This window comes from Gallaecimonas zhanjiangensis, from assembly GCF_057624825.1.
The window spans coordinates 1,905,115-1,928,575 of record NZ_CM172603.1 but is presented as its reverse complement, the minus strand read 5'-3'; the positions used below and the strand labels follow the sequence as shown (position 1 = coordinate 1,928,575).

Here is a 23,461-nt window from a genome sequence, read left to right as displayed (position 1 = left end):
TGGGAGCCTTTATTCGCCGCTTGCTCAAACCAAAAGCAACTGGCTTTCAAAGCCAAGACAATAAAAAAGCGCCTTTCGGCGCTTTTTTATTTCAGGCTTGAGGCCGCTTTGGCGATGGCGGTAATGCCATCCCAGTCGCCCGCTTCAATCAGCTCCTTGGGCGCCAGCCAGCTGCCGCCTACGCACAATACGTTGGGCAGGCCAAGGTAGCTGGCGGCGTTCTTCTCGCTGATACCGCCGGTGGGGCAGAATTTCACCTGCGGAATGGGGCCGCCCATGGCTTTAAGGGCAGGCGCGCCGCCGCTAGCTTCGGCGGGGAAGAACTTGAAGTAGCCAAGGCCCAAGTCCATGCCTTCCATCACCTCAGACAGGGTGCTGACGCCGGGAATAAGCGGCGCCGGGCCTTTGAGGGCCGCTTGAACCAACGAAGGGGTCATGCCAGGGCTTATCACAAACTTGGCGCCGGCTTCGATGGCTGCTTCGTAGTCTTCGCCGTTCAGCACGGTACCGGCGCCCACCAGGGCGTCGGGTACGTCTTGGGCGATAAGGCGGATGGCATCGAGGGCGCAGTCGCTACGCAGGGTGACTTCCAGAACCCTGATCCCGCCGGCCACCAGCGCTTTGGCCAGGGGCACGGCGTGCTCAAGCTTCTCTATCACCAGTACCGGCATTACCGGGCTGGCAGTGAGCACGTCTTTGGGGGCAAGTTTCCAGGTCATTGGTTGTCCTCATGGGGGAAGCGGAACAAGGTAGCGCCCTGCTCGGCGCCGCACAGTTGCGGGCGCAGGTTCATAAAGAGGCCGCGGCCCATGCCGATGCTGTTGGGCAGCAAGTCGGCCTTGGCGCTCTCGCGCTTGGCAAGTTCGGCCTCGTCAACCAGCAGCGTCAGCTCGCCGCTGTGGCTGTCGAGGCGAATGATGTCGCCGTCTTGGACCTTGGTCAGCACCGGGTTGTCCAGGGCTTCGGGAGTCAGGTGAATGGCGGCCGGTACCTTACCGGAGGCGCCAGACATACGCCCGTCGGTCACCAGCGCCACCTTGTAGCCTTTTTCCTGAAGCACGCCCAGCGGCGGAGTGAGCTTGTGCAGCTCCGGCATGCCGTTGGCTTTGGGGCCCTGGAAACGCACCACCACGACGCAGTCGCGGTTGAGGTCGCCGGCTTTGAAGGCGGCGTCCAACTGGTGCTGGTCAGAAAAGACCACCGCTGGCGCCTCAATTACGGTATTGGCGCTCGGCACCGCCGAGACCTTAATCACGCCGCGGCCGAGGTTGCCGTGTAGTACCTTGAGGCCACCTTCGGGGCTAAAGGGCGCTTCAGGGTCGGCCAGCACGCTGGTATCAAGGCTCTTCTCGGGGCAGGCGCGCCATTCGAGCTTGCCTTCGTTAAGCCAGGGCTCCAGTTCGTATTGGTCAAGGCCGGTGCCGACGATGGTTTTGACGTCTTCGTTCAAAAGGCCCAGTTTACGCAGCGCTTTAATGAGGTAGCCCATACCGCCGGCAGCCTGGAAGTGGTTGATGTCGGCTTGGCCGTTGGGGTAGATACGGGTCAGCAGCGGCACCACTTTGGAGAGCTGGTCAAAGTCGTCCCAGTTGATGGTGATGCCAGCGGCGCGGCCCACCGCCACCAAGTGCATGGTGTGGTTGGTAGAGCCGCCGGTGGCCAGCAGCGCCACCATGGCGTTAACCAGGGTCTTGGCGGTCAAAATCTCGCTAAAGGGGGTGTAGTTGCCGGACATCTCGCTCAAGCGCGCCACCTGTTTGGCGGCCGCTTCGGTCAGGGCGTCACGCAGCTTGGTGTTGGGGTTCACAAAGGAAGAGCCCGGCAGCTGCATGCCCATCACTTCCACCATCAGCTGGTTGGAGTTGGCAGTGCCGTAGAAGGTGCAGGTACCGGCGCTGTGATACGACTCGCTCTCGGCGCGCAGCAGCTCGTTACGGTCAACCTGGCCCTGGGCATAGGCTTCACGGATACGGGCCTTTTCTTTGTTTGGCATGCCAGACGGCATGGGCCCGGCCGGTACAAATACGAACGGCAGGTGGCCAAAGGTGGCAGAGGCGATCAAAAGGCCGGGCACGATTTTATCGCAGATACCCAGCATCAGGCCGCCGTCGAACATGTTGTGCGACAGCGCCACCGCCGAGCTCATGGCGATGATGTCGCGAGACAGCAGGGAAAGCTCCATGCCCGGCTGGCCCTGGGTTACCCCGTCGCACATGGCCGGTACGCCACCGGCGAACTGCGCTACCGAACCCACCTCATGGAGCGCCTTTTTAATCAGCGCCGGGTAGGTCTCGTAGGGCTGGTGGGCCGAGAGCATATCGTTGTAGGCCGAGACAATGGCAATGTTGGCCTTGGTAAAAGACTTGAGGCTGTCTTTGTCTTCCATGCCGCAGGCGGCAAAGCCGTGGGCCAGGTTGCCGCAAGAGAGGCTGGAGCGGTGCACGCCGCCGGCCCGTTGCTGGGCAATATGCTTGAGGTATTGCTCGCGAGCGCCTTTGGAGCGCGCTTCGATACGGGCCGTAACCTCGGCCACTACCTTATTCATGCTTCCTCCTGGTACAGGTACACATCCACAGGGGTCTGCTTCTGGCCAACAATGGCGCGAATGGGCATGGCGGTAACGTCGGTATCCGCCAGGGCCTTGGCCAGGGTCTCGGCCTTGTCCTTGCCTTCCAGGTGCAGATAGATCTGACGGCTGTTAAGCAAGGTGGCCAGGCTCATGGAGATGCGCGCCAGCGGCTGGCTGGCAGGATGGGCGGCAATCAATGTGTCGCGGGTCTCAAGGCCATGCTTGAGGTTCGGGCAATCGGGGAACAGCGAGGCGGTATGGCCGTCGTTGCCCATGCCAAGGATCACCACATCAAGGGGTTTGGGCAGCGCGCCCAGCCAGTCGGTGGCAAGGGCCAAGCCCGCTTCCACCGTGGCATGGGGGGTTTTAAGGCCCACAAAGCGGGCACTGGCAGCGCGGCCTTGCAAGAGGTTGTCACGCACCAGGGCGGCGTTGGAGGCTGCGTCTTCTACGTCCACCCAGCGCTCGTCAGCCAGAGTCACCAGCACCTTGGACCAGGTGATGGGCTGGCGCGACAGGGCGAGGAAAAACGCCAGCGGCGTGCGGCCGCCAGAGACCACCAGGGAGGCTTTACCCCTGGCGTCGATGGCTTCTTGCAGCTGGCCGGCCACTTTGGTGGCCAGCTGCTCTGCCAGCAGGGCGCGGTCGTTAAAGCGCTTTTCTACTGTCAGTTTCATCATTCCTCCCAGCTGCGGCCGTCGCGGGTAATGAGCGCGATGGAGGCCACCGGGCCCCAACTGCCAGCCTGGTAGCTCTTGGGCTTGTCGCCGCTTAGCTCCCAGGAGGTCAGGATGGAGTCAACCCACTTCCAGGCCGCTTCCACTTCGTCGCGGCGCACAAAAAGCGCCTGGTTGCCCATCATGGCTTCCAGCAGCAGACGCTCGTAGGCGTCGGCAATGCGCTCGTCTTTGAAGGCGTCGAAGAAGGACAAGTCCAGGGTGGTGCTTTGCAGGCGCATGTTGGACTCAAGCCCCGGCACCTTGTTCAGCACCTGCAGCTCAACCCCTTCGTGGGGTTGCAGGCGGATAATGAGCTTGTTGCTCTGCAACTGCTGCTGAGACTTGGCAAAGATGTTGTGGGGCAGCGCCTTGAAGTTGATCACCACCTCGGTGGTCTTGGACGGCATCCTTTTACCGGTACGCAGGTAAAAAGGCACACCGGCCCAGCGCCAGTTGTCGATATCCACCCGCACCGCCACAAAGGTTTCGGTGTTCGAGCCAGTGTTGGCGTCTTCTTCCTCGGCGTAGCCGGGCACCGCCTTACCGCGCAAGAAACCGGCCGTGTACTGGCCGCGTACCGCCACATCATTGATGTTGCTGCTGGTAATGGGACGAAGGGCCTTGAGTACCTTGAGCTTTTCGTCTCGGATGGCATCGGCATCCAGGCTCACCGGCGGCTCCATGGCAATCAGGCTCAGCACCTGCAACAGGTGGTTTTGCACCATGTCGCGCATCTGCCCGGCTTTGTCGAAGTAGCTCCAGCGCCCTTCGATACCCACCTCTTCGGCCACGGTGATCTGCACGTGGTCGATGCAGGTGTAATCCCAGTTGTTGGCGAAGATGGCGTTGGCAAAGCGCAGCGCCAGCAGGTTTTGAACCGTTTCCTTACCCAGGTAGTGGTCGATACGGTAGATCTGGCGCTCGGCAAAGTGGGCGTCGACCTTATCGTTGATCACCTGACTGGAGGCGAGGTCGTGACCGATGGGTTTTTCCATGATCACCCGGCTGTTGTCGCGGATAAGCCCGGCAGCAGACAACCCCTGGCAGATGTCGCCATATAAAGAAGGGGGAGTGGCGAAGTAATAAACTTCGGGGGTGTCGGGGTTAACCGCTTCACCTATGGCCTGGTAGGCGTCGGTGTCGGCAAAGTCGAGGGTGACATGGCCCAGGCGGGCTTTGAATCTTGCCAGCACTGCCGGGTCGGCAGGCTCTTTGAGGAACGTATCGAGGGTCTTCTCAATGAGGTCGGCCTCGTGTCGGGCGACACCGATGATACGACTGTCGGCGTGCAGCAGGCCGGCTTTGTCCAACTGATAGAGCGCCGGCAGCAGCTTACGCCTTGCCAGGTCCCCTTTCACACCGAACAACACCAGATCGCACGGGCCTATGGCGTGATCCCGTTTCATGCGTGCTTCCTTCCGCTGATCAATAAGGTTGTAATTTAACTACATTATAAGCGCCATTCGCCCTGTCTTGTCCATCCAAACCCCAAAGAAAATCGTCGCGCTAACTTTCATAAGAGGTTTTTTTTCATAATAATGACGAAAATGATCACTCAAAGTGGCAGTCACTTTCGGCAGAGCACTAAAACCATAAGGAAAATGTCGCCATGAATACCCTGGATAAAATCGCCAAGAGCCTGGGTACGCTCTCCAAATCGGAACGCAAAGTGGCCGAGGTGATCCTCGCCAACCCCCAGTCCGCCATCCATTCGTCCATTGCCTCTTTGGCTAAGGCGGCTGATGTTTCCGAGCCTACGGTTAACCGTTTCTGCCGCCGCCTCGACACCAAGGGCTTCCCTGATTTCAAGCTCCACCTGGCCCAAAGCTTGGCCAACGGAACCCCTTATGTAAACCGCCATGTAGAAGAAGATGATGGCCCCGATGCCTACACCGCCAAGATCTTCGAATCTGCCATGGCAAGCCTGGATACCGCCAGGCGCAGCCTGGACACCAGCGCCATCAACCGCGCCGTGGATCTGCTGACCCAGGCCAAGAAAATCTCTTTCTTTGGCCTCGGTGCCAGCGCCGCTGTGGCCCACGATGCGCTAAATAAATTCCTGCGCTTTAACGTGCCGGTGGTCTACTCCGACGACGTGTTGGTGCAGCGCATGAGCTGCATGAATTCGAGCACCGACGACGTGGTAGTGTTGCTGTCGCACACCGGCCGTACCAAGAGCCTGGTAGAGCTAGCTCGCATCGCCCGTGACAACGACGCCACCGTGGTGGCGGTCACCTCCAAAGACTCGCCGCTGGCACGCGAAGCTAACATTGCCATCGGCATGGAAGTGCCTGAAGACACCGACGTTTATATGCCCATGGCCTCTCGTTTGGCGTCGCTGACCGTGATTGATATCCTCGCCACCGGCTTTGTTTTGCGCCGTGGTCCACGTTTTCGTGAAAATTTGCGACGGGTTAAGGACGTGCTTCGCGAGTCCCGCCTGGAGAAGGAAGAGGATAAACACTGACCGATTGTAGTAAAATTACAAAAAAAGCGGTGATATGCTATAGTGGCGTCACCGCATTTTTGGGTAATCGGTCATGTTGAGAAGAACGAAAATTGTTACCACGCTGGGCCCCGCCACGGATAAAGGCAATAACCTCGAAGCAGTCATTCGTGCCGGTGCCAACGTTGTTCGTCTGAATTTCTCCCACGGTACACCAGAAGATCACCTGCAACGGGCACAAGCCGTGCGGGATATCGCAGCACGCCTGGGTCGCCACGTTTCCATCCTCGGCGATCTTCAAGGCCCCAAGATCCGTGTTTCCACCTTTAAAGACGGCCCCATCCAACTGGCCATCGGTGCACCTTTTATCCTTGACGCCGACATGGCCAAGGGTGAAGGCCACCAGGGCGCCGTGGGCCTCGATTACAAAGCCCTGCCTGACGATGTCAGCCCGGGCGATGTGTTGTTGCTTGACGACGGCCGGGTACAACTGAAAGTCACCAACGTAGAAGGCGCCAAGGTACACACCGAGGTGCTGATTGGTGGCCCGCTGTCCAACAACAAAGGTATCAACCGCCAAGGTGGCGGCCTGACCGCCCCTGCCCTGACAGAAAAAGACAAGGCCGACATCAAAACCGCCGCCGCTATCGGCGTCGATTACCTGGCCGTGTCCTTCCCCCGCTCCGGCGACGACCTGCGCTACGCCCGCGAACTGGCCGAAGCGGCCGGCTCCAAGGCCTTTATTTGCGCCAAGATTGAACGGGCCGAAGCCGTAGCCACCGACGAAACCCTTGATGACATCATCCTCGCCTCCGACGCGGTGATGGTGGCAAGGGGCGACCTGGGTGTGGAAATTGGCGACGCCGAACTGGTAGGCCAGCAAAAGCGCATTATCCGCCGCTCCCGCGAGCTTAATCGGGTGGTGATCACCGCAACCCAGATGATGGAAACGATGATCGAAAACCCCATGCCCACCCGCGCCGAGGTGATGGACGTGGCCAACGCGGTGCTCGACGGCACCGACGCGGTGATGCTGTCTGCCGAAACCGCCGCCGGTAAATACCCGGCCGAGACGGTAGCGGCCATGGCCAGGGTTTGCGTGGGCGCCGAGAAAAACCCGGCGGCCATCATCGACACCCACCGCATGAACCACAGCTTCAACTCGGTGGAAGAAACCATCAGCCTCTCCACTATGTATGCAGCCAACCACCTTGGTAGCGTCAAGGCCATTATCGCCCTGACCGAAAGCGGCGGTACCCCGTTGCTGATGTCGCGCATCAGCTCCGGCTTGCCCATCTTCGCCCTGTCTCGCCATGCGGGCACCCTCAATCGCCTGGCGCTGTATCGCGGCGTGTTCCCGGTGGCGTTCGACTCCAGCCACTACCGGGATGAGGCCCTTAAGCGCGAGGCGCTGACCCTGCTCAAGGCCAAAGGCCTGGTGAGCACCGGCGACCTGGTATTGATGACCTATGGCGACCGTATGGAAACCATCGGCGGCACCAATACCTGTAAAATTCTGCAAGTCGATTGATAATCGCTGGCAGTAAAAAAGGCGCCTTGATGGCGCCTTTTTTGTTGGTTCTATTGCGGGGACCGATAGTCCCATGGCGACCGTATGGAAACCATCGGCGACGCCAATACCTGTAAAATCCCGCACGTCGATTAATGACGCTGGCAGTAAAAAAGGCGCCTTGATGGCACCTTTTTTGTTGGTCGATATCAGTAGATATTGACGGTGTAGCGGATGTTTTGCACCAGCTCGCGGCCGTCTGCAGCGTTGTAGCGAGAGAGGATCTTAAGCTTGTGTTCGCCAGGCTCAAGGGGCCTGATCATCACCCAGTAACCTTCGGTGGCAGACGGGAATATCTTCGGCGGCAGCCGGTCACGAGCCACCCCGCCTAGAAGATCAAAACAGCTTTTGGACTTTTGCCTGAACGGCGCCAAGCTGCCGACACTCTCGCCGTCAATCTCCAGGGTCAGCTCGCTCATTCGTGGCCAGTCCACCGCCACCGCATTTTTGACGGCGGCGCAGTCGTATTCGTTTTCAAAATTGGGGGCAGCGAGCTGCGAGAACAGCGGCACAAACAGGTATTTGCCGGCCGGCACGTTGCAGTAGCGGTCCACCAGTTGGCCATTGGGGGCACTCGCCAGGAACCACACGTCACCGTGCTGGTTGTAGTCGCAGCGAAGGCCGGTCATGTCCGAGTACGGGCTGGCCGGACCTGGCACCGATTTTTGCCATTGCCACCAACGCACCGCGTATTGCGATTGGCTGGTGTCGCCCACCATCAACAGCGGTGGCAATATGCGCTGATCCAGGGCATGAAGATGCAAAGAAAAGAATGCAAGCAGCAGGGCAAGTGTCCTGACACAGATCCCCTTATCCATTTTAAAGACTCCCTCATCTTTACAGCGGTGGTCTTAATTGCCCCGCTTTTCCTGCTTTTACAGCAGGTTGAACATTAAATTAACAAAAGAGGGGCAAATGTAAAGCAATGACGACAGACAAATCGCATAAAGATGGTGAAGCGGCGTTTAAGTATCCAAGAAAAGGGGTCGCCTTAGGCCCCCTGAACAGGGCCTAAGGCCGGTTTGGCAGGAAAAGGGCCAGCAAGGCCCTTATACCTCGATATTGCCGCGCCGCTTGCGGTTAAGGCGGCTGCCAAGGGCGTTCACCACCGAGCCCAGCACCACCAACGCCGCCCCCAGGTAGGAAAGCCAGGGTAATTGCCGGGTATCAAAACCAAAGGGCATGATGGGCGCCAGTACCGCCACAAAGAAAAAAGTTAACAGCGGCGCGATAGACAGCAGCGCCGAAACCTTGGACGCCTCCCAGTGGTTAAGGGCTTCAGCAAAGGCGCCATAGGCCACCAGGGTATTGAGGCAGCAAAACACCAACCAGCCCAGCTCCCGGCCATTTAACGCCAGAATTTGCAGCGGATGGGCCAAGGTTAAAAAGAACAAGCCACCGGCGAGGTTGATAAGCATCATGATCTGCATGGAATTTAAGGCCCGCAGCAGCTTTTTTTGGGCAAGGGCGTAACCTGCCCAGCTCACCGCCGCCACCACCATCAGCGCCACCCCAAACCCAGCGCCGTTAACGTCGGTAAAAATCGCCACCAGCCGCTCGTTAAAAAACAAACCAAGGCCCAGCACCAGCATCAACACCCCAATTAACTGGGCGCCGCCAAAGGGCTCTTTATAAAGCCAAACGCCGCCGAGCAATAACAGCAGCGGCGCCAGTTGGATAACGGTTTGGGCGGTGCGTGGGTCAAGATGGCGAAGGGCCAACAGATAAAAGCCGTAATTGGCCAAAAGCCCCACCACGCATACCAGCATCAGCGCGCCGCTCGTGCCTTTAAGGCGCGACGGCTTGGGTAAGGCGCCCCTTGCCCCCAGCCACAGGGCCAGCAGCAGCCCTGAGACAAAAAAGCGGTAGAAGGTGATGGTGTAGGCGTCCATGTCCACCAGCACTTCTTTTAAGGCGATGGGCAGCAGCCCCCAGAGCACGGCGGTGGTCAGGGATAGTCCGGCCCCAAGGCCGGCGCGTCCAGACAGGGACATTCGATAGACTCCATGAAAAAAGGGCCCGCAGGCCCTTTTATTACAACAACAGTTGTTTGACCTTTTCGCGATAGGAGCGCCCTACCCTCAGCTCGTCGCCGCTTTTAAGGCGCACCAGGTAGTCGGCGCTGGCTAGGTTGATCAGCTGGCCGATACGTTCACGGTTGACGATGGCGCTGCGGTGGATGCGCACGAAGCGGCGCGGGTCCAGCATCGCTTCCAGTTCTTTCATGGTTTTACGCATGATGTGGGTCACGCCCTTGGCGTGGATGCACATGTAATCGCCGGCGGCGTCCACCCAGTCGATGTCTTCCACTGCCACCAGGCTCACTTCCGAGCCGTCGCGAATGGCCAGTTGGCTGGCGTAATCGCCAGTGACCGCTTCGCCGCGGTCTAGGCGCTGCTGCATCTCGTCGATGCTGACCCCAGCAAGCTCGGCCAGGGCCTTTAACATGCGCGCTTCGCGCCGGGCCTGATCGCGCTGGCCAAGCTGCTCGTCGATGCGCTCAAGGCAGGCGCTAAGGCGCTCTTCGTCGATGGGCTTTAACAGGTAATCAAGGGCGTGCAGCTCAAAGGCTTTGACGGCGTAGTCGTCATAGGCGGTCACGAACACCACCAGCGGCATGTCCAAATCCCGCTCCAGCATGGACTCAATCAGCTCAATGCCGGTCATGCCCGGCATCTGGATGTCCAGGAACATCAAATCCGGTCTTAAGGTGGCAATGGCCTCAAGGGCGTCATGGGCACTGGAGGCCTCGCCTACCAGTTGCAGCTGTGGGCACTGGGCCAGCCTGACCTTGAGGCCTTGGCGGGCCAGCGGCTCGTCGTCAACGATAAGGGTTGTTATGGTCATTCTTCTGTCTGGTAGGGTATGCGTAAATTTACTGTCAGCCCCGATGGTTCGTGGGGTGACAAGGTAAAGGCAAAGTCGTCACCGTACAGGGTGGCGAGGCGCTCGCGGCTGTTGGCAAGGCCTAGGCCGGTGCTGGTGCTCTTGCCCTGGCCAAGGCCGGGGCCGTCGTCAGTGATCTCCAGCAGCAGATCACTACCAAAACGTTTACCTAAAATCCAGATATTCCCGCCATCGAGCTTACCGGCCACCCCGTACTTGATGGCGTTTTCGATAATGGGCTGCAGGATAAGCGACGGCACCAAGGCCCCTTTGGCCTCATCCTCTATCTGCCAGTGGACCTTGAGGCGATCGGAAAAGCGGATCTCCTCGATGGTCAGGTATTTTTGCATGGCCCGCACTTCCTGCTCCAACGGCACCCGGCGAATGGGGTCGTTCTCCAGCGAATAGCGCAAAAACTCGGCCAGCCCTCCCACCATGCGATTGGCGGTGTCGTTCTCCTTGACCATGATAAGGGTCGAGATGGCATTGAGGGTATTGAACAAAAAATGCGGGTTAAGCTGGTAACGCAGCGCTTTTAGCTGTGCCTGTTGGGCGGCGTTGGCCGCTTTGAGGGCCTTTTCGTTGAGAATTTGCAGCATCCGGTAGTACTTGATACCGAAATACAGGCAGCTCCAGGCCGCCAGAATCGGCACCGTTGCCACCACGTAGCCGTAATAACCCGACCACGCATCCGGCGCCCGGTTGGGATAGAGCACCGCGTAGAAGAAGAAGTTACGCCCCAGCTGCCAGGCCATGCCCACCACCAGGCAGGCAAGGATGGCGATGATGACAATGGTGCGGGGCTTGAAATTCCACACCCGCCGGTAGAGGTAGCGCAGCGGAATGGACAGCAGCCAGCCGGTGGAGCTTAAAAAGACGATATGCACCCAGTAGCGCCCGGGGCTGCCGGCAAGATAGTTGGAGATCCAAAAAAGTACCCCGTAGCTGAACCAGCCAAGGGTATGCAAAAACCAGAAGTAGCGATCGTGGCTCTCGCCAAACAGCGCTTTACCCACATCCCGAGGGTCATCGGACAGGGTGCGTCTCATAAAAGGCTCCCACCACAGCGGCAGGAAAAATCAACAGAAGGCATGCAAGCTTGCCGGTAAGGGATCTGACGCAGAGGCTAATCGACCCCTGCCAGCGCCACAAGGCAGTGCTGCCATGCTTTGCGATAATGCGCAGCGTAAGCAAGGTAGCCCGCCTGCGGGTGGCGACACCAGCATTCACAAAGGTGTGCATAGATTGCGCACATGGCCAGTAGCCGCTCTGGCACCAGCGCCTTGCCGGTGAGCGATTGCCAGTGGCTGCAAAGCAGCTGTGGCGCCACTTCATGGCTGACCACAATGGCTGCCAGGTCGTAATAAGGGTCGGCAAGGCTGGCGTATTCCCAGTCAATCAGCCACAAACGCTCCCCTTGCCACAGGCAATTTTCGGGGTTCAAATCCACATGGGCAGGCACTTCTGGTAAGGGAGATGCCTCCACCAGCCGGTAGGCCTGCCAGGGGCCGTCGGTGGCGCCAAGGGCCAGGGCCCGCTCTCGAAGGGGCAATAAGGGTAACTTCGCCCCTTCAACGCCTTGCAGCCAGTTAACAGCTTTTAGGAGCGCAACGAGCCGCGCCGGGGTGTTAGCAGCGCCTGTTGGCGCGTCGATAAAGCGGCTTAAGGCCCAGTCGCCCTCTTGCCAGATAAGCGCCGGGCTGATGCCTGCCTCGCTTGCCGCTTGCCACAGCTGGTGCTCGGCCTGGCGGTTGATACCAAGCTCAAGGGCGGCGCTGTTTTGCCGAAGGAGCGCCCTACCCTCAACGCTGCTAAGCAGCCAGTGGCGGTTGGTAAGGCCGCCGCTAAAGGGCGTGCGGCTAGCCTCTTGCCAGGGCTCAGGCAGGTTGCAAGGCACGGCGCCAGCTCCAATACCCGGCGATGGCCATCAGCACATAAGCCACGAACAGCAGCGCGGTCATGGCCAAGTCTTTTTGCAGGTACAGCCAGATGGACAAACCGTCGATGGCAATCCAATAGAGCCAGTTCTCCAGCACCTTGCGGGTGACCATCCAGGTGGTTATTACCGCAAAGCAGCTGGTGGCGGCGTCCAGATAAGGAAAGGCAGCCTGGGTATGGGTGGCCATCAGGTGGCCCCAGGCCAGGGATAGCGCCGCCCCGGCGCCAATCACCTTAAGGTGCCAGCCAAGGGGGCGGCTATTGACCGGCAACCTGCCGCCGGCCGTGCCCTGGCGCCAGCTCCACCAGCCATAAACCGCCATGGCCATGTAATAGACGTTGAGCAGCGACTCGCTAAGTAGCGCCACATCGTAGAACAGCCACACGTACAGCAAGGTGCTGACCAGCGCCGCCGGCCAGCACCACTGGCTTTGGCGCATGGCCAGCCACAGGTAGGCAACGGCCAGCAGCACCGCAACGCCTTCAAGGGGCGAGGTGGCCTTGAGCTGCTCGATAACCGCCGCCACAAAGGCCGTCACGGGCGCAGATCCCCACCCAGGAATTTACAGACAAAGCTCGCCTTGCCCTCGGCATGAAAGGCTTTCATGGCCTCCCCTACCACCTTGAGCACGGTGTCGTAGGGGCCAAACACCTGGGTGCTCATGGTGTTGGTGAGCACCGTCAGCTGTGGGTGGCGGTTGAGGGTATCGATAAAGCCTTGAATAGGCGGAATGTAATCGTCCGCCAGGGGGTACATGGAGATCTCAACAGACAGGTTCATACAGGCTCCTTAAAAACGGTAAGTGGCGCTGGCGCCCACCACCCGGCCGTCGGCCAACTGGTAATAAGGGTGTTCGGCATAGCCGTCGGCCGGATCGTTACCAAAACCGCCAAAGCCGCGGGTAGCGTACTTGCGGTCAAAGAGGTTACGCCCGTACAGCGACAGCTCCCAGTGCTGGTGTTGCCAGGCCAGGTTGGCGTGCCACAGGCTATAGGCCCAGGACTGCTCGTTGTGGGTGTCTGAGAAATAGTATTTGTCTTTGCCTTCGTTCTCGACGGTCAGCAGCCAGTTGTCGCTAAGCTGCCAATCGGCGGCCAGCGAGTATTGCCAGCGCGGCGCCTGGGCCTGGTCGCGCCCGTCAAGGCGCACGCCCTCGGCGTTTACAAAGTCTTTATAGCGGGTTTTAAGCAGCCCCAGCGAGCCACGCAGGCGAAGGCTTGGCAGCAGCTGCCAGTCGGCCTCGGCTTCCAGGCCATAGTTGCGGCCGGAGGCGGCGTTGTCGAGGAAGTTCACAAACTCGGTGGAGCCGTCGTCGCGGGGCAGGGTCTGGTAGGTTTTGACCTGCATGTCGTCGCGCCACATCTGAAAGACGCTCAGCGCCACCGACAAATCGTCTTCAAGCCACCACTTGGCCCCTGCTTCGAGGTTAAGGGCGGTTTCGGTGTCAAAGCTGCGTTTGTCGTCCGGCACCCCGCCCTCGGTATTAAAGCCGCCGGGTTTGTAGCCCCGGCTCAGGCCCAGGTAATAGAGGCCCGAATCAAGACTGTAGGAAAGGTCCACATTGGCGCCCCACAAGGTCTCGCCGTGAGCGAGCTGCAAGGGGTTGGAGTCATGATAGTCGGCGCTCCAGCGCTCAAGGCGGCCACCAAAATCAAGGCGCCAGCGGCTGGCTAGGGGCAGTGAAAGCTGGCCGTACACCGCTTTGTTGTCACTGTTGATATCGCTTTGAATGCCGCCGTAGGTGTAATCGCGCACCAAGGATTCGTCCTGGAATTTACCGTACAGCCCCAGCACCCAGTCGGCGTTGCCGAGCCGCCCTTCGGGGCTGGACACCAGGCGAAGGTCTACCACCTTGGTGTTGCGGTCTCGCTGATAGCTGTCAAAGCTTTCGTAGTCGCCATAGGGGCAGTCGCGGCTTTGGCAATAACCGGGGTTGGACCAATCCTCGTCATAGCTATAAAGACTATCGGAGTGGCTGATGGTGGTGTTGAGCTCAACACGGGCCTTGCTCCAGCCGCTGTAGCTGAGCCGGGAGCCAAGGCCCCGGCTCAGCTGTTTGTCGCGCCCGGGCTGGTCGGAGAGCGTGGTGCGGGAGTTGTCGAAACTAAAAGCGTCGTAGCCGTTATTAACGTCGATAAAAAGGCCGGTGACATCCCACTGCCAGTCGCCTTGCTGGTAGCGCAGCTTAAGGCGGGCAGTGTCTTCATCGCGGTCGTTGGTGGCTTTGCCCAAAAAGGCGTCGTGGTTGTCGCCATCGCTCTTGTAGCTTGAGCCCGACAGCCGCGCCGACCAACTGCCCCCCAGGCCGCCACCAATGGCCCCTTCCAGGCGATGGGCGTCGTGGTTAGCCAGGCTCACCCGGCCATAGCCTTCGAGGGTATCGGTTGGGTCCTGGGTGCGAATGTTCACCAATCCGGCCAGGGCGTTGGCGCCAAAGCGGGTGCCCTGGGGGCCGCGAAACACCTCCACCTGGCTCACGTCGCTGATAAGCCCGGCAAGGCCAAGGCCTGAAAAATCAAAGCCGTCGACCAAGAGCCCCACCGAGGGGTTAACCGGGTCAACAAACTGGCTGCGCTCGCCAATGCCGCGAATTTGCAAAAAGCGGCCACGGCTGGCGCCGCTTGCCACGTTGACGTTAGGCACCAGCGCCAGGGCTTCGTCGAGGGCCTGGGTGTGGCGTTTTTCAAGGGTGTCAGCAGAGAGCACCGACACGGAGTCGGTAAGGTCACTCAGCGCCTGGGCGCGAAAGTCCCCGGTCACCTGAATGCGTTCGATGCTGTCGTCCGCCATGGCCGTGGTACTGGCCAGCGCGAGCGCAATAAGAGACTTTTTGAACATGTGGACCTCTTTTTATAAGAGATCCGGGGCGTGCGGCAGTTATGGCGGGCACCATCCCTACGCCGGTACGAGCCGGATCAGGTTCAAAGGGTCTGTCGGTGCACCGACATCTCAGGCCTCTAAGGCCTCCCCCTGGTGAAAATCGCGCTGATTGTAACGGGGCTGTCACAGGATGTCAGCCCCTTAACGCCAGTTGGCGCCGCCGCCACTGGCACCGGGCGTTACCCGGCACTAAAAAGACTTGGGCTTAGCGGGCCAGCATTGGCCCCAACGGTTTGCCGCCCAAAAGGTGCAGGTGGATGTGGTACACCTCCTGGCCACCGTGGTCACGGCAGTTCATCAACAGGCGATAGCCGTCTTCGGCAACGCCCGCTTCACGGGCGATTTTGGCGGCCACCGTCATCATTCGGCCAAGGTAGGGCTCGTGCTCTTGGGCCATGTCATCGGCGGTGGGGATGAGGATGTTGGGCACCACCAGCACGTGCAAGGGGGCCTTGGGGTTGATGTCACGAAAAGCGGTGACAAGATCGTCCTGGTACAGGATATCGGCAGGAATTTCCCGGCGAATGATTTTGGAAAAAATGGTTTCTTCGCTCATCGTTGGCTCCTTAAGCGGCCTCGAAGACCATGCTAGACTGCATGGCAAATCCTTGAAAGTGCACGCCAATGATCGCCGCCATCCATTACGACATCAAGCCTGCTGATCTCAGCCGCCACCTGTTCGACGTGACCCTCAGCATTGAAGAGCCAGACCACCTGGGCCAGCAGCTGTGGCTGCCCGCCTGGATCCCCGGCTCCTACCTTATCCGCGACTTTGCCAAACACCTGCAGTGGATAGAGGCCAGCGACGAAGACGACACCCCCATCGCCGTGCAAAAGCTGGGCAAGGCCCGCTGGCAACTGGCGCCCTGCGAGGGACCGGTCAAGGTGCGCTATCAGGTGTACGCCTGGGATTTATCGGTGCGCGGTAGCCACCTGGATGAAACCCACGGCTTTTTTAACGGCACCTCGGTGTTTTTAGCCGTCGCCGGCCAGGAAAACGAGCCGGTGACCCTGGATATCCAGCCCCCCGTCGAGGCGCCCCACTGGCAGCTTGCAACCGGGCTGACCCGCCAAAGCAGTGCCCCCTGGCACTTTGGCCGCTTTAGCGCCCAAGACTACGACGCCCTTATCGACCACCCGGTGGAGATGGGCGATTTCGAGGTGCTGAGCTTCGAAGCCTGCGGCATTCCCCACCATCTGGTGCTCACCGGCCACCACTATGGCGACAAAGAGCGGCTCAAGCGGGACTTGGCCGCCATCTGCGAAACCCAGTTGCAGTTCTTCGGCGCCCCCTACCCCTTTGACGAATACTGGTTCCTGACCATGGTCACCAGCGACGGTTACGGCGGCCTTGAGCACCGCAACTCCACGGCGCTGATGATCCCCCGTTATCTGCTGAACGGTAAGGATTACAACGACTTCCTGGCGCTGTGCTCCCATGAGTACTTTCACAACTGGAACGTCAAACGCATCAAGCCCCAGGCCTTTTTGCCCTACCAACTTGAACGCGAGAGCCACAGCATTCAGCTGTGGGCCTATGAAGGCATTACCTCTTATTACGACGACTTAATGCTGCACCGCGCCGGCCTTATCGACGCCGCCGAATACTTAGACCGCCTGGCCACCACCCTCACCCGAGTGGCCCGAGGCCCGGGCCGCCTGGTGCAAAGCCTTGCCGACTCCAGCTTCGACGCCTGGACCAAGTTCTACCAGCAAGACGAAAACGCCCCCAACGCCATCGTCAGCTACTACACCAAGGGCGCCATCATGGCCCTGTGCCTGGATTTAACCCTTCGCCTTCGCTCCGAGCACAGCCTCAGCCTTGACGATGTCATGGAGCGGCTCTGGGAAGACTTTGGCCGCCAGGGCCTCGGCACCGACGACACCAGCCACCAGCGCATTGCCGAGAGCCTGCTGGGCGAATCCCTGGAAAGCTTCTTTAACCAAGCGCTCCACGGCACCGAAGATTTGCCGGTACAAAAACTGCTAGCCGCCCTTGGGGTGAGCCTGAGCTTTAAACCCGCCAGTGACGACAACGACACCGGCGGCAACCCCGGTAAGGCCCGAAGCGAACGCCTCACCCTTGGCGCCAAACTGGCCGACGCCGACGGCGGCATCAAGCTCCTATCCGTCACCCACGGCAGCGCCGCCGACCAAGCCGGCCTTGCCGCTGGCGATGTGATAGTCGCCATCGATGGCCTTCGCGCCCGCCTTGGCAAGCTGCAAACCCAGCTCACCGCCATCGGCGAGCGCCCGGTGGAAGTGCACGCCTTTCGCCGCGACGAGCTCATGACCTTTGACCTCACCCCCCAACCGGCCCCCCTCGACACCGCCGTGCTGGAAATAACAGACCCTGACCAACTCAAAGGCTGGCTGGAGCTGTAAGCCGCTGGCTTAGAAGAACAAAAAAACGCCGCGAAAGCGGCGTTTTTTTATGGCGCAGTGGCTTACCCACGCAGCCCAAACCGGCGGCGATAAATCCGCTACGAATGGTAAAGCTTATTTTTGCTGTAGAACCTGACATTGATATCCCGCTCAGTGGGGCTACGCACGTGGGCTTTGTCTTTTGGGTCACAAGCACCGATGGTCAAAAAGTTAACCCGCGCTTCGGTCAAGGGCAGGTGATTCGGGCCACCAAAGAATCCATCGGCATCCGGGTCGTCCTGGCCGTCATCCTCCCAAAAACAGATGTCGCATATCTCGTAGCTGCTCGGCTCCTCCAATGTGGCATAACCACAACAAGGACAAGCAAACAATCCGTTCGCGGCTTGTTCTCTGCTCATGTTATTCACCTGCGCAATAGCAAAAATCTCGAAGGATGATTTTAGCCAAGTCTTGTACTGTTGAGCCTGCTTTCAAAAGACAAAGTGAAACACCCATGTATAAAGCGTGAGCAACTTGCTGGCTTATAGCCTGTTTAGTAAATCGCTCAAACCAGGAAAGGTCTCTAGAGTGGCCCGAACGCCTATTTGAGAACGCAAATCGCCATCCCCAATTCATGATTAAGAATGGCGAGAAATGGGACGAAAATTAGACATAATTTATTGATGGAACGTCATAGTCACTTGTTATGCGTAGTTACTCGCAGAATGTTAGCAGCCATTGGGCAGCCTCTCGATGACGAAACCCAGGCTGCGCCAATAGGCTGGACAATTTCTCTTTACACCCCTCAGGATCTGAACAAGCAATTTCCGTGAGAAAATGGTTAAAACTGTCATTATCATGACCTTCTTGTGCATTTAGCTCAAGAGCATCAAATAACTCAAGTAAGTATTTCGTGCCACCTAGATCTGAAATTGGCTCTGATAGTAGCTCACGAACCCAAAAATCGTTCTTTTCAGATTTCAATAACTCAACCAATCTAGGTAGATCTTCTTCAGTTGTCGACTTTTTTAATCTTTCAAATGCCTCAAGCTTTTGAGCGACGTCATAGTCTTCAAAATCAGACCAAAGAATTTTCATTTCATCTTCGATAGCTCGATTCATGCTCTTTTACGTATAACGCTTTTGCTAATGGGCACCGAAACGCAGCGTAGGTTGTCCTGCGGAGGCCGCGCCTTTTGCGGCCGGAGTGAACTTGAGCAACTTCTTAAATGGCCCTTTCACCGCTGCATAAACCCTTTAAACTCGCTGAGATTTTTTGCGATTTCTATTGCTGTATCAGGAGCCATGCCTATTGCTGGGATATAGAACACTACCCCTTCTTCATTTACGACCAGAAGCTCGCCACCACCATTGCTGCCGAATGTAATAAATCCTGGTGCGAATTCGGCCAACTCATATTCCCGATTAAACTCTTCGAGTTCTTCTGGCTTCCAAAGTACATACCATTCTGGATCGACAGATAACTCTCCCTCGATGAATCCTTCATCAATCCAAGTTTTCAGAGTTTCTTTAATTTCTGCGATATTCATCTTGGCCATTTAACGTTTGGTTAAGGGGCCGGCTTTAGCCGGTCCCGCAGTGAGCGAAGCGAGCAACTTGAACCATTTTTTAGGTGCTCTCTGCGTTGAAAGGAACTTGCTGAGGGCCGGCATTCAAAACTTCTTCAGGTATAAGCTCATATAGAAACTCGCGAGATATAGCTGAATATGATTTGAGAATATGCGTCATGTGTTTTAGGTAAAGCATGGCGGTAGTTTGATAAGCGATACCCGCAGGTTGTGCTGGATGATTGCTTATATGTGATAGAGCACGGCTTATGAAAAGAGGTATAATTTCATAATTTTTACTGAGGTACAGACCGATAATGTTATTGATGTAGCAAACGAGAGGGTACAGGTTTGCTGACATTCGATAGGCCTGCTCAGGGATGATATCCGGGCTGTTCAAGAGTACGTGAAACTGCATAAGTCTCGCGCGCTCCTCTTTCGCGCCTGCTATGGACAGGTCTAAATCCATGTGTGATTTCACCTAACGCTTTGCTAAGCGGCAATAAAATAGCTGGGTAAAATTAGCGAGGAACGAGCAAAAGCCAGCTGTTTTTTGTCCGTTTGAGCAACTTGTTATAGCTCTTTGTTACATGGGTATTTTCCAACTAGATGTTGATCTTCTGAATCTAGGATCTTCGGTTTTCGGACGTACGTAATATTCATCATCGATATTAAAAGATGATGCCATAGAATCTCTTACTCCTCCTAACCTCTCTATAGAAGTCAATTCATTTGCCACATCTTTAAATATCGTCGAAAACGCTTTAGTTCGTTTCGATTTCATGAACTCAGGAGTGCTTAATGCAAACTCTTTATCCGGTAAGGGAGGGATACCAGCTAGAGCTGTTAAACCATTAATAGACTTGATTAGGAAACTACCTTGAATACCTTGTGACGAAGGTACGCCAAAATTACGTTTGATGTCACCAGTTATTTTATCCAGGTCGCCCATCAGCTTGGTAACTTTAGAATTCGCTGATGCAATTCCATCTTCATCGTAAGCTATTTTAATTTCTCTGATTACTTCTCTTGCTGTAATAAAGTGATTGGATTCTTTAAGTTCAAGTGCCGACGCAATAACATTATCAATCCCACCTGCTTCAACGGTAAGCCAAGCAGAAAAAATAGGGAGATCCATTGAAATAGAACTTGCTCTTCCATGATCTAATATTTCGGAGGTTGTAGTAGAAATTTTATTGCTTAGGTTACCTATTAACTTAGAAGTATAATCGTGACCAAAAGCTCCAGTTTTTGACATCCAGTGCATTTGGTATGCATGTCTAATAGGGTGTATGAATGAATCTGCTTTTAAATGCTTTGCCGCCATACTGTAATAAATTGATTTATAGGCTAACCAATTTAGAGAAGCTATAAACATCTCCAACGGACGAGTTATACCACCATATCCATTGGTTTGGGCCTTCATTTCTTGAATTGTGTGATGATGACCATCAGAGCCAACCAATTTTACGTCTGTAGACCATCTTCCTTTTGTATCACCGACATCTGATAGTTCGTTAAATATTGATGCACTTAACTCACTATATTTCTCATACTCAGGAGTATATGGCTGCCCTAGCATTTTCAGTGTTAGATAATAAACACTTGAACGCATATCCCAAGTGCAAACCATATTAAGCTTTAACATTTCTACTAGCGTTTTAAAATCATCATCTACAAATTCACCACCTCGTAGTTCAGGTTTAATCTGTTGAGCTTCATTTTTAGCTAATTGATCAACACCTGTTAACCCCAAATCATCTTGTGGAAGGAATCTAATAAAATCGAAGGTGTTAATCCTAGTTTCTCGGTGTTCGGGTTTATAGTTATCGATGCACACCAAATCATCATAGAAAAGAATTGCTTGAATAACATTTTCAAATGCAACTAGATCGCCATTTATAGTATCTGGATTTTTTACTAATATCCGCCCCGTAACTCTATCTACAGCGGTAAGTGATGCATTGTCAATTAATGCGTAAGACATGAATACTCCATTTCGATTGAGCTATAACGCTGGAATTAAGCCGTGCCGCGAAGCGGCATCGGCTTGAATGACTTGTTAGACCGCCAGCCCACACACTACAACTGAGGCTGCGGCCAGTGAAAGTGCTGCCTGGATCACAACGATGAGAGCTTGGAGCTGCCCAATCTTTACGTACATGCGCCCGGGACCAGCAAAGTCTCCGGATTGCGCTTTGACAAAGGCCCGGCTAGCGAAAGCACTACCAGGCCAGTAAAGCGCTCTCTTTGTCTCTGCAAAGAACGTAGTGATGTCGATATCTACGCCACGATCAGCCAGATCTTTACCAAACGCAGCGCCTGCAACACCAGCGGCGGTGCCGGCGCCGATAAATACGGCTAGAAGCTTTTGAATGACCGCCAGAACGGCAGATATGAGAAAAAGGATGGCCGCACACCGAATGCTGTGAGGTTCAATGTAGCTTGAAACAGTGTCTAGATTAGCGATGAAAAGAGCCAGAGCCGCTCCGAACCCAGCAGCAAGCCAGCCCGAGAAGCTATCCAATGAAGCGCTAATCTTTTGGGCAGCAACGATCAGTAGCTGACCAGCTGCGATGTTGGCTTGCTGGGCGGGACTCATTTTATTGACGCTTCCTGTTGCTTCATGGCGGTCTAACGCCGCAAACAGCCGCGGTTTTGGAGTGGAGTGTTTTGTGGTAGCGTAGCGTTAAACCACAAAACGCACAACGGAAAAACCGTCGGACTGATTTGCCTTGTTAGATGCATACTATTTATTTCGCATTCTGCCTTTTGCATCAGGCACACCACGTTTTCCTGGCGCAATGCTAACCATTCGCCCATCAGGGCCTTCCAGGCCTCGGTGACCTGCACGTATTGCGACCATTCTTCCATCGGAGCCTTGTAAGCCCCTAGCACCACTTGGGATTTCTACCATTCGGCCATCACTTCCTTCCAACCCCCGTGCACCTGAACGAATTGCAACCATTCTTCCATCAGAACCTTGTAGACCTCTGGCGCCAGAGGGAATGGCCACCATTCGGCCGTCGTTTCCTTGCAGTCCTCGTCCTCCAGGCGGAATAGGAACCATGCGACCATCCGTACCTTGAAGGCCTCGATATCCATCAGGGATAATTATTGCTTTACCATCATTCCCTGTTAGTTTCCTTTTCATAAATTATTCCTTCAATGTAAATTTCTTGGCGAGCATCTAACGCTAAGCTTTGGGGCGCAAGCATGTGGGCGAGAGCGCAGCGCCCACATGTTTGCGTCCCAGCGCCCACATGTTTGCGTCCCAGCGACCAAAGGGAGCGACAACAGCGTTTTGTTATGTGCCGTCTCCATCTATTAACAGGTTATTTTTATCATATTTGCTGGCATTGTTTACCAACTCTTTAAAGCGCTCATCTGTAACACTAATATCTGCATAATTTTCCTCATCTATTATTTGAAATTGATGTCCGACTCTTTCAACAGAATGAAGATGACCAACCTTTACGCAATTAGGTAATACTATCTCTTTAACAAATGGAACGTTTTCAAATGACTCTCTTACGTAACAAGCCCCCATAGTGCCGGCGATGTACCATGGCTGAGCCCCAAAACCCGAAAACTGCTGACCTATGATTTTTTTTAACAACAAAATACTTTTTAAAGCCGCCTCTTTGTAATTTTCATCCGTTTCAGGATTAAAATGAATAGAGTGATTCCTAATAATTTTTAACTCTCTAAAGGTTGCGACTGCTTCAGGTAGTAAGACATCCCATGATTCTAAAGTGTTGATAGCTAAATCCCAGTTATCAAAAGAGTTCTTTCTGTACACTTTCTGGTATTCAGGAGTAGCTTTGAAATATTCTCTTAGCTTTAGAACCAAGTGGTTTAATATCCTTTCCCCCAAAGAAGATGCACCAGTGAGAGCCGGATAATATGCCCCGAAAGAATAAGCGTTAGAAATTTGTTTCATAAACTGGTTATGAAACGCTATTAAAGATGGTTGATCTGAATCTAAATCTGAAAAGTCCTGAATCTTTCGAAAGCAGTTAATTGCACCAAATTCAGCAATAATCTCTTCTTTAACTTTTCGTTTATTCTCAAGCCAGTTGTCCTTGACGCTAGGTTCCCAGTCGTCCGATATTATTTGATTGAGAACAGCAGCCCTTCCATCAAACTGAAAACGAATGACTTTGTATCGTTTCAACCTAGACTCCTTGGCACATAACAGTTTTATTAGCGAGCGCGCTCGCTTTCACTCATATGACCAGTCGGTATTGAAAGCTTAACCAGCTGATCGTCCTATAGATTTTCGTGTGAAAGCCAAGAATGACTCCACAAAAGCGAGCGGTCTCGTTTTTATGCGAGACATGCGCTCGTTATCATCACATCGGATGAGAAATAACGTCTTCTACTTCAATGAAGTAAAACCGGTCAAACCGGGAAAAACGAGCGTTCTTTATCGTCATAAATGACCTGAAGCAGCTGTCCCAGCAGATAAACTGTACATCCATACAGCCATTCGACCCGGCAGGTGAGGAGCATGGACG

24 protein-coding genes and 1 riboswitch are annotated in these 23,461 nt (G+C 55.6%); of the genes, 3 read left to right on the top strand and 21 right to left on the bottom strand.

Annotation, left to right across the window (positions count from 1 at the left end; translation table 11 throughout):
* Positions 1-86: 86 nt before the first annotated feature.
* From AC22G1_RS09125 to zwf, 4 genes are read right to left on the bottom strand one after another with little or no spacing between them, the layout of a single operon-like run.
* Positions 87-719 (bottom strand): bifunctional 4-hydroxy-2-oxoglutarate aldolase/2-dehydro-3-deoxy-phosphogluconate aldolase, encoded by a 633-nt coding sequence (locus AC22G1_RS09125; protein WP_487316481.1) that lies wholly within the window; start codon positions 717-719, stop codon positions 87-89.
* Positions 716-2,545 carry a phosphogluconate dehydratase gene (edd, locus tag AC22G1_RS09120; protein WP_487316480.1) on the bottom strand — a complete coding sequence of 610 codons (1,830 nt, stop codon included), beginning with the start codon at positions 2,543-2,545 and terminating at the stop codon, positions 716-718. Before edd ends, AC22G1_RS09125 begins: the two co-directional genes overlap by 4 nt.
* Positions 2,542-3,246, bottom strand: coding sequence for a 6-phosphogluconolactonase (gene pgl / locus AC22G1_RS09115; RefSeq protein WP_487316479.1), 705 nt, complete (start codon positions 3,244-3,246; stop codon positions 2,542-2,544). Before pgl ends, edd begins: the two co-directional genes overlap by 4 nt.
* The gene (zwf, locus tag AC22G1_RS09110; protein ID WP_487316478.1) at positions 3,246-4,694 is read right to left on the bottom strand and encodes a glucose-6-phosphate dehydrogenase; all 1,449 of its coding nucleotides are present in this window, start codon (positions 4,692-4,694) and stop codon (positions 3,246-3,248) included. Before zwf ends, pgl begins: the two co-directional genes overlap by 1 nt.
* A gap of 203 nt (positions 4,695-4,897) precedes the next feature.
* Here zwf and AC22G1_RS09105 point away from each other — a divergent pair, with 203 nt between their 5' ends.
* Both AC22G1_RS09105 and pyk read left to right on the top strand, forming a co-directional pair.
* Positions 4,898-5,755 (top strand): MurR/RpiR family transcriptional regulator, encoded by an 858-nt coding sequence (locus tag AC22G1_RS09105; protein ID WP_487316477.1) that lies wholly within the window; start codon positions 4,898-4,900, stop codon positions 5,753-5,755.
* A gap of 73 nt (positions 5,756-5,828) precedes the next feature.
* Positions 5,829-7,265, top strand: a complete 1,437-nt coding sequence (gene pyk, locus AC22G1_RS09100; protein ID WP_487316476.1) for a pyruvate kinase — start codon at positions 5,829-5,831, stop codon at positions 7,263-7,265.
* Positions 7,266-7,453: 188 nt separating this feature from the next.
* Here pyk and AC22G1_RS09095 read toward each other — a convergent pair whose 3' ends face one another.
* From AC22G1_RS09095 to hinT, 9 genes are all read right to left on the bottom strand, one after another.
* Entirely contained in the window at positions 7,454-8,122 is a 669-nt protein-coding gene (locus AC22G1_RS09095; protein WP_487316475.1) for a hypothetical protein, read from the bottom strand.
* 231 nt (positions 8,123-8,353) lie between these two features.
* Positions 8,354-9,298: a DMT family transporter gene (locus tag AC22G1_RS09090; RefSeq protein WP_487316474.1), complete on the bottom strand. Its 945-nt coding sequence runs from the start codon at positions 9,296-9,298 to the stop codon at positions 8,354-8,356.
* Positions 9,299-9,338: 40 nt separating this feature from the next.
* Positions 9,339-10,151, bottom strand: a complete 813-nt coding sequence (locus AC22G1_RS09085; RefSeq protein ID WP_487316473.1) for a LytR/AlgR family response regulator transcription factor — start codon at positions 10,149-10,151, stop codon at positions 9,339-9,341.
* Entirely contained in the window at positions 10,148-11,239 is a 1,092-nt protein-coding gene (locus tag AC22G1_RS09080; RefSeq protein WP_487316472.1) for a sensor histidine kinase, read from the bottom strand. Before AC22G1_RS09080 ends, AC22G1_RS09085 begins: the two co-directional genes overlap by 4 nt.
* A 77-nt stretch (positions 11,240-11,316) precedes the next feature.
* Positions 11,317-12,087 carry a choline/ethanolamine kinase family protein gene (locus tag AC22G1_RS09075; protein ID WP_487316471.1) on the bottom strand — a complete coding sequence of 257 codons (771 nt, stop codon included), beginning with the start codon at positions 12,085-12,087 and terminating at the stop codon, positions 11,317-11,319.
* Positions 12,068-12,667, bottom strand: a complete 600-nt coding sequence (pnuC, locus tag AC22G1_RS09070) for a nicotinamide riboside transporter PnuC (protein WP_487316470.1) — start codon at positions 12,665-12,667, stop codon at positions 12,068-12,070. The genes AC22G1_RS09075 and pnuC overlap by 20 nt, the downstream gene beginning before the upstream one ends.
* Positions 12,664-12,909 carry a hypothetical protein gene (locus AC22G1_RS09065; protein WP_050658006.1) on the bottom strand — a complete coding sequence of 82 codons (246 nt, stop codon included), beginning with the start codon at positions 12,907-12,909 and terminating at the stop codon, positions 12,664-12,666. The genes pnuC and AC22G1_RS09065 overlap by 4 nt, the downstream gene beginning before the upstream one ends.
* A gap of 9 nt (positions 12,910-12,918) precedes the next feature.
* Complete coding sequence (locus tag AC22G1_RS09060) at positions 12,919-14,967, bottom strand: TonB-dependent receptor (RefSeq protein ID WP_487316469.1); 2,049 nt, start codon at positions 14,965-14,967, stop codon at positions 12,919-12,921.
* 37 nt (positions 14,968-15,004) lie between these two features.
* A riboswitch (TPP riboswitch) is annotated at positions 15,005-15,110 on the bottom strand.
* Between the two features lie 104 nt (positions 15,111-15,214).
* Complete coding sequence (gene hinT / locus AC22G1_RS09055; protein WP_050658004.1) at positions 15,215-15,565, bottom strand: purine nucleoside phosphoramidase; 351 nt, start codon at positions 15,563-15,565, stop codon at positions 15,215-15,217.
* 68 nt (positions 15,566-15,633) lie between these two features.
* Here hinT and AC22G1_RS09050 point away from each other — a divergent pair, with 68 nt between their 5' ends.
* Entirely contained in the window at positions 15,634-17,394 is a 1,761-nt protein-coding gene (locus AC22G1_RS09050) for a M61 family metallopeptidase (protein ID WP_083445770.1), read from the top strand.
* A gap of 98 nt (positions 17,395-17,492) precedes the next feature.
* Here the strand turns inward: AC22G1_RS09050 and AC22G1_RS09045 are convergent, their stop codons facing one another.
* From AC22G1_RS09045 to AC22G1_RS09010, 8 genes are all read right to left on the bottom strand, one after another.
* A complete protein-coding gene (locus tag AC22G1_RS09045; protein ID WP_487316468.1) occupies positions 17,493-17,792 on the bottom strand; it encodes a CPCC family cysteine-rich protein in 300 nt (99 codons plus the stop codon).
* A 295-nt stretch (positions 17,793-18,087) separates the two neighbouring features.
* A complete protein-coding gene (locus AC22G1_RS09040; RefSeq protein ID WP_487316467.1) occupies positions 18,088-18,495 on the bottom strand; it encodes a hypothetical protein in 408 nt (135 codons plus the stop codon).
* 116 nt (positions 18,496-18,611) lie between these two features.
* Entirely contained in the window at positions 18,612-18,923 is a 312-nt protein-coding gene (locus AC22G1_RS09035) for an SMI1/KNR4 family protein (protein ID WP_487316466.1), read from the bottom strand.
* Between the two features lie 79 nt (positions 18,924-19,002).
* Complete coding sequence (locus AC22G1_RS09030) at positions 19,003-19,410, bottom strand: hypothetical protein (RefSeq protein ID WP_487316465.1); 408 nt, start codon at positions 19,408-19,410, stop codon at positions 19,003-19,005.
* Positions 19,411-19,527: 117 nt separating this feature from the next.
* Positions 19,528-20,928, bottom strand: coding sequence for a hypothetical protein (locus AC22G1_RS09025; RefSeq protein ID WP_487316464.1), 1,401 nt, complete (start codon positions 20,926-20,928; stop codon positions 19,528-19,530).
* A gap of 75 nt (positions 20,929-21,003) precedes the next feature.
* Positions 21,004-21,543 carry a hypothetical protein gene (locus tag AC22G1_RS09020; protein WP_487316463.1) on the bottom strand — a complete coding sequence of 180 codons (540 nt, stop codon included), beginning with the start codon at positions 21,541-21,543 and terminating at the stop codon, positions 21,004-21,006.
* A 308-nt stretch (positions 21,544-21,851) separates the two neighbouring features.
* Positions 21,852-22,046, bottom strand: coding sequence for a hypothetical protein (locus AC22G1_RS09015; RefSeq protein ID WP_487316462.1), 195 nt, complete (start codon positions 22,044-22,046; stop codon positions 21,852-21,854).
* 202 nt (positions 22,047-22,248) lie between these two features.
* Positions 22,249-23,118 (bottom strand): hypothetical protein, encoded by an 870-nt coding sequence (locus AC22G1_RS09010; protein WP_487316461.1) that lies wholly within the window; start codon positions 23,116-23,118, stop codon positions 22,249-22,251.
* Positions 23,119-23,461 lie beyond the last annotated feature (343 nt).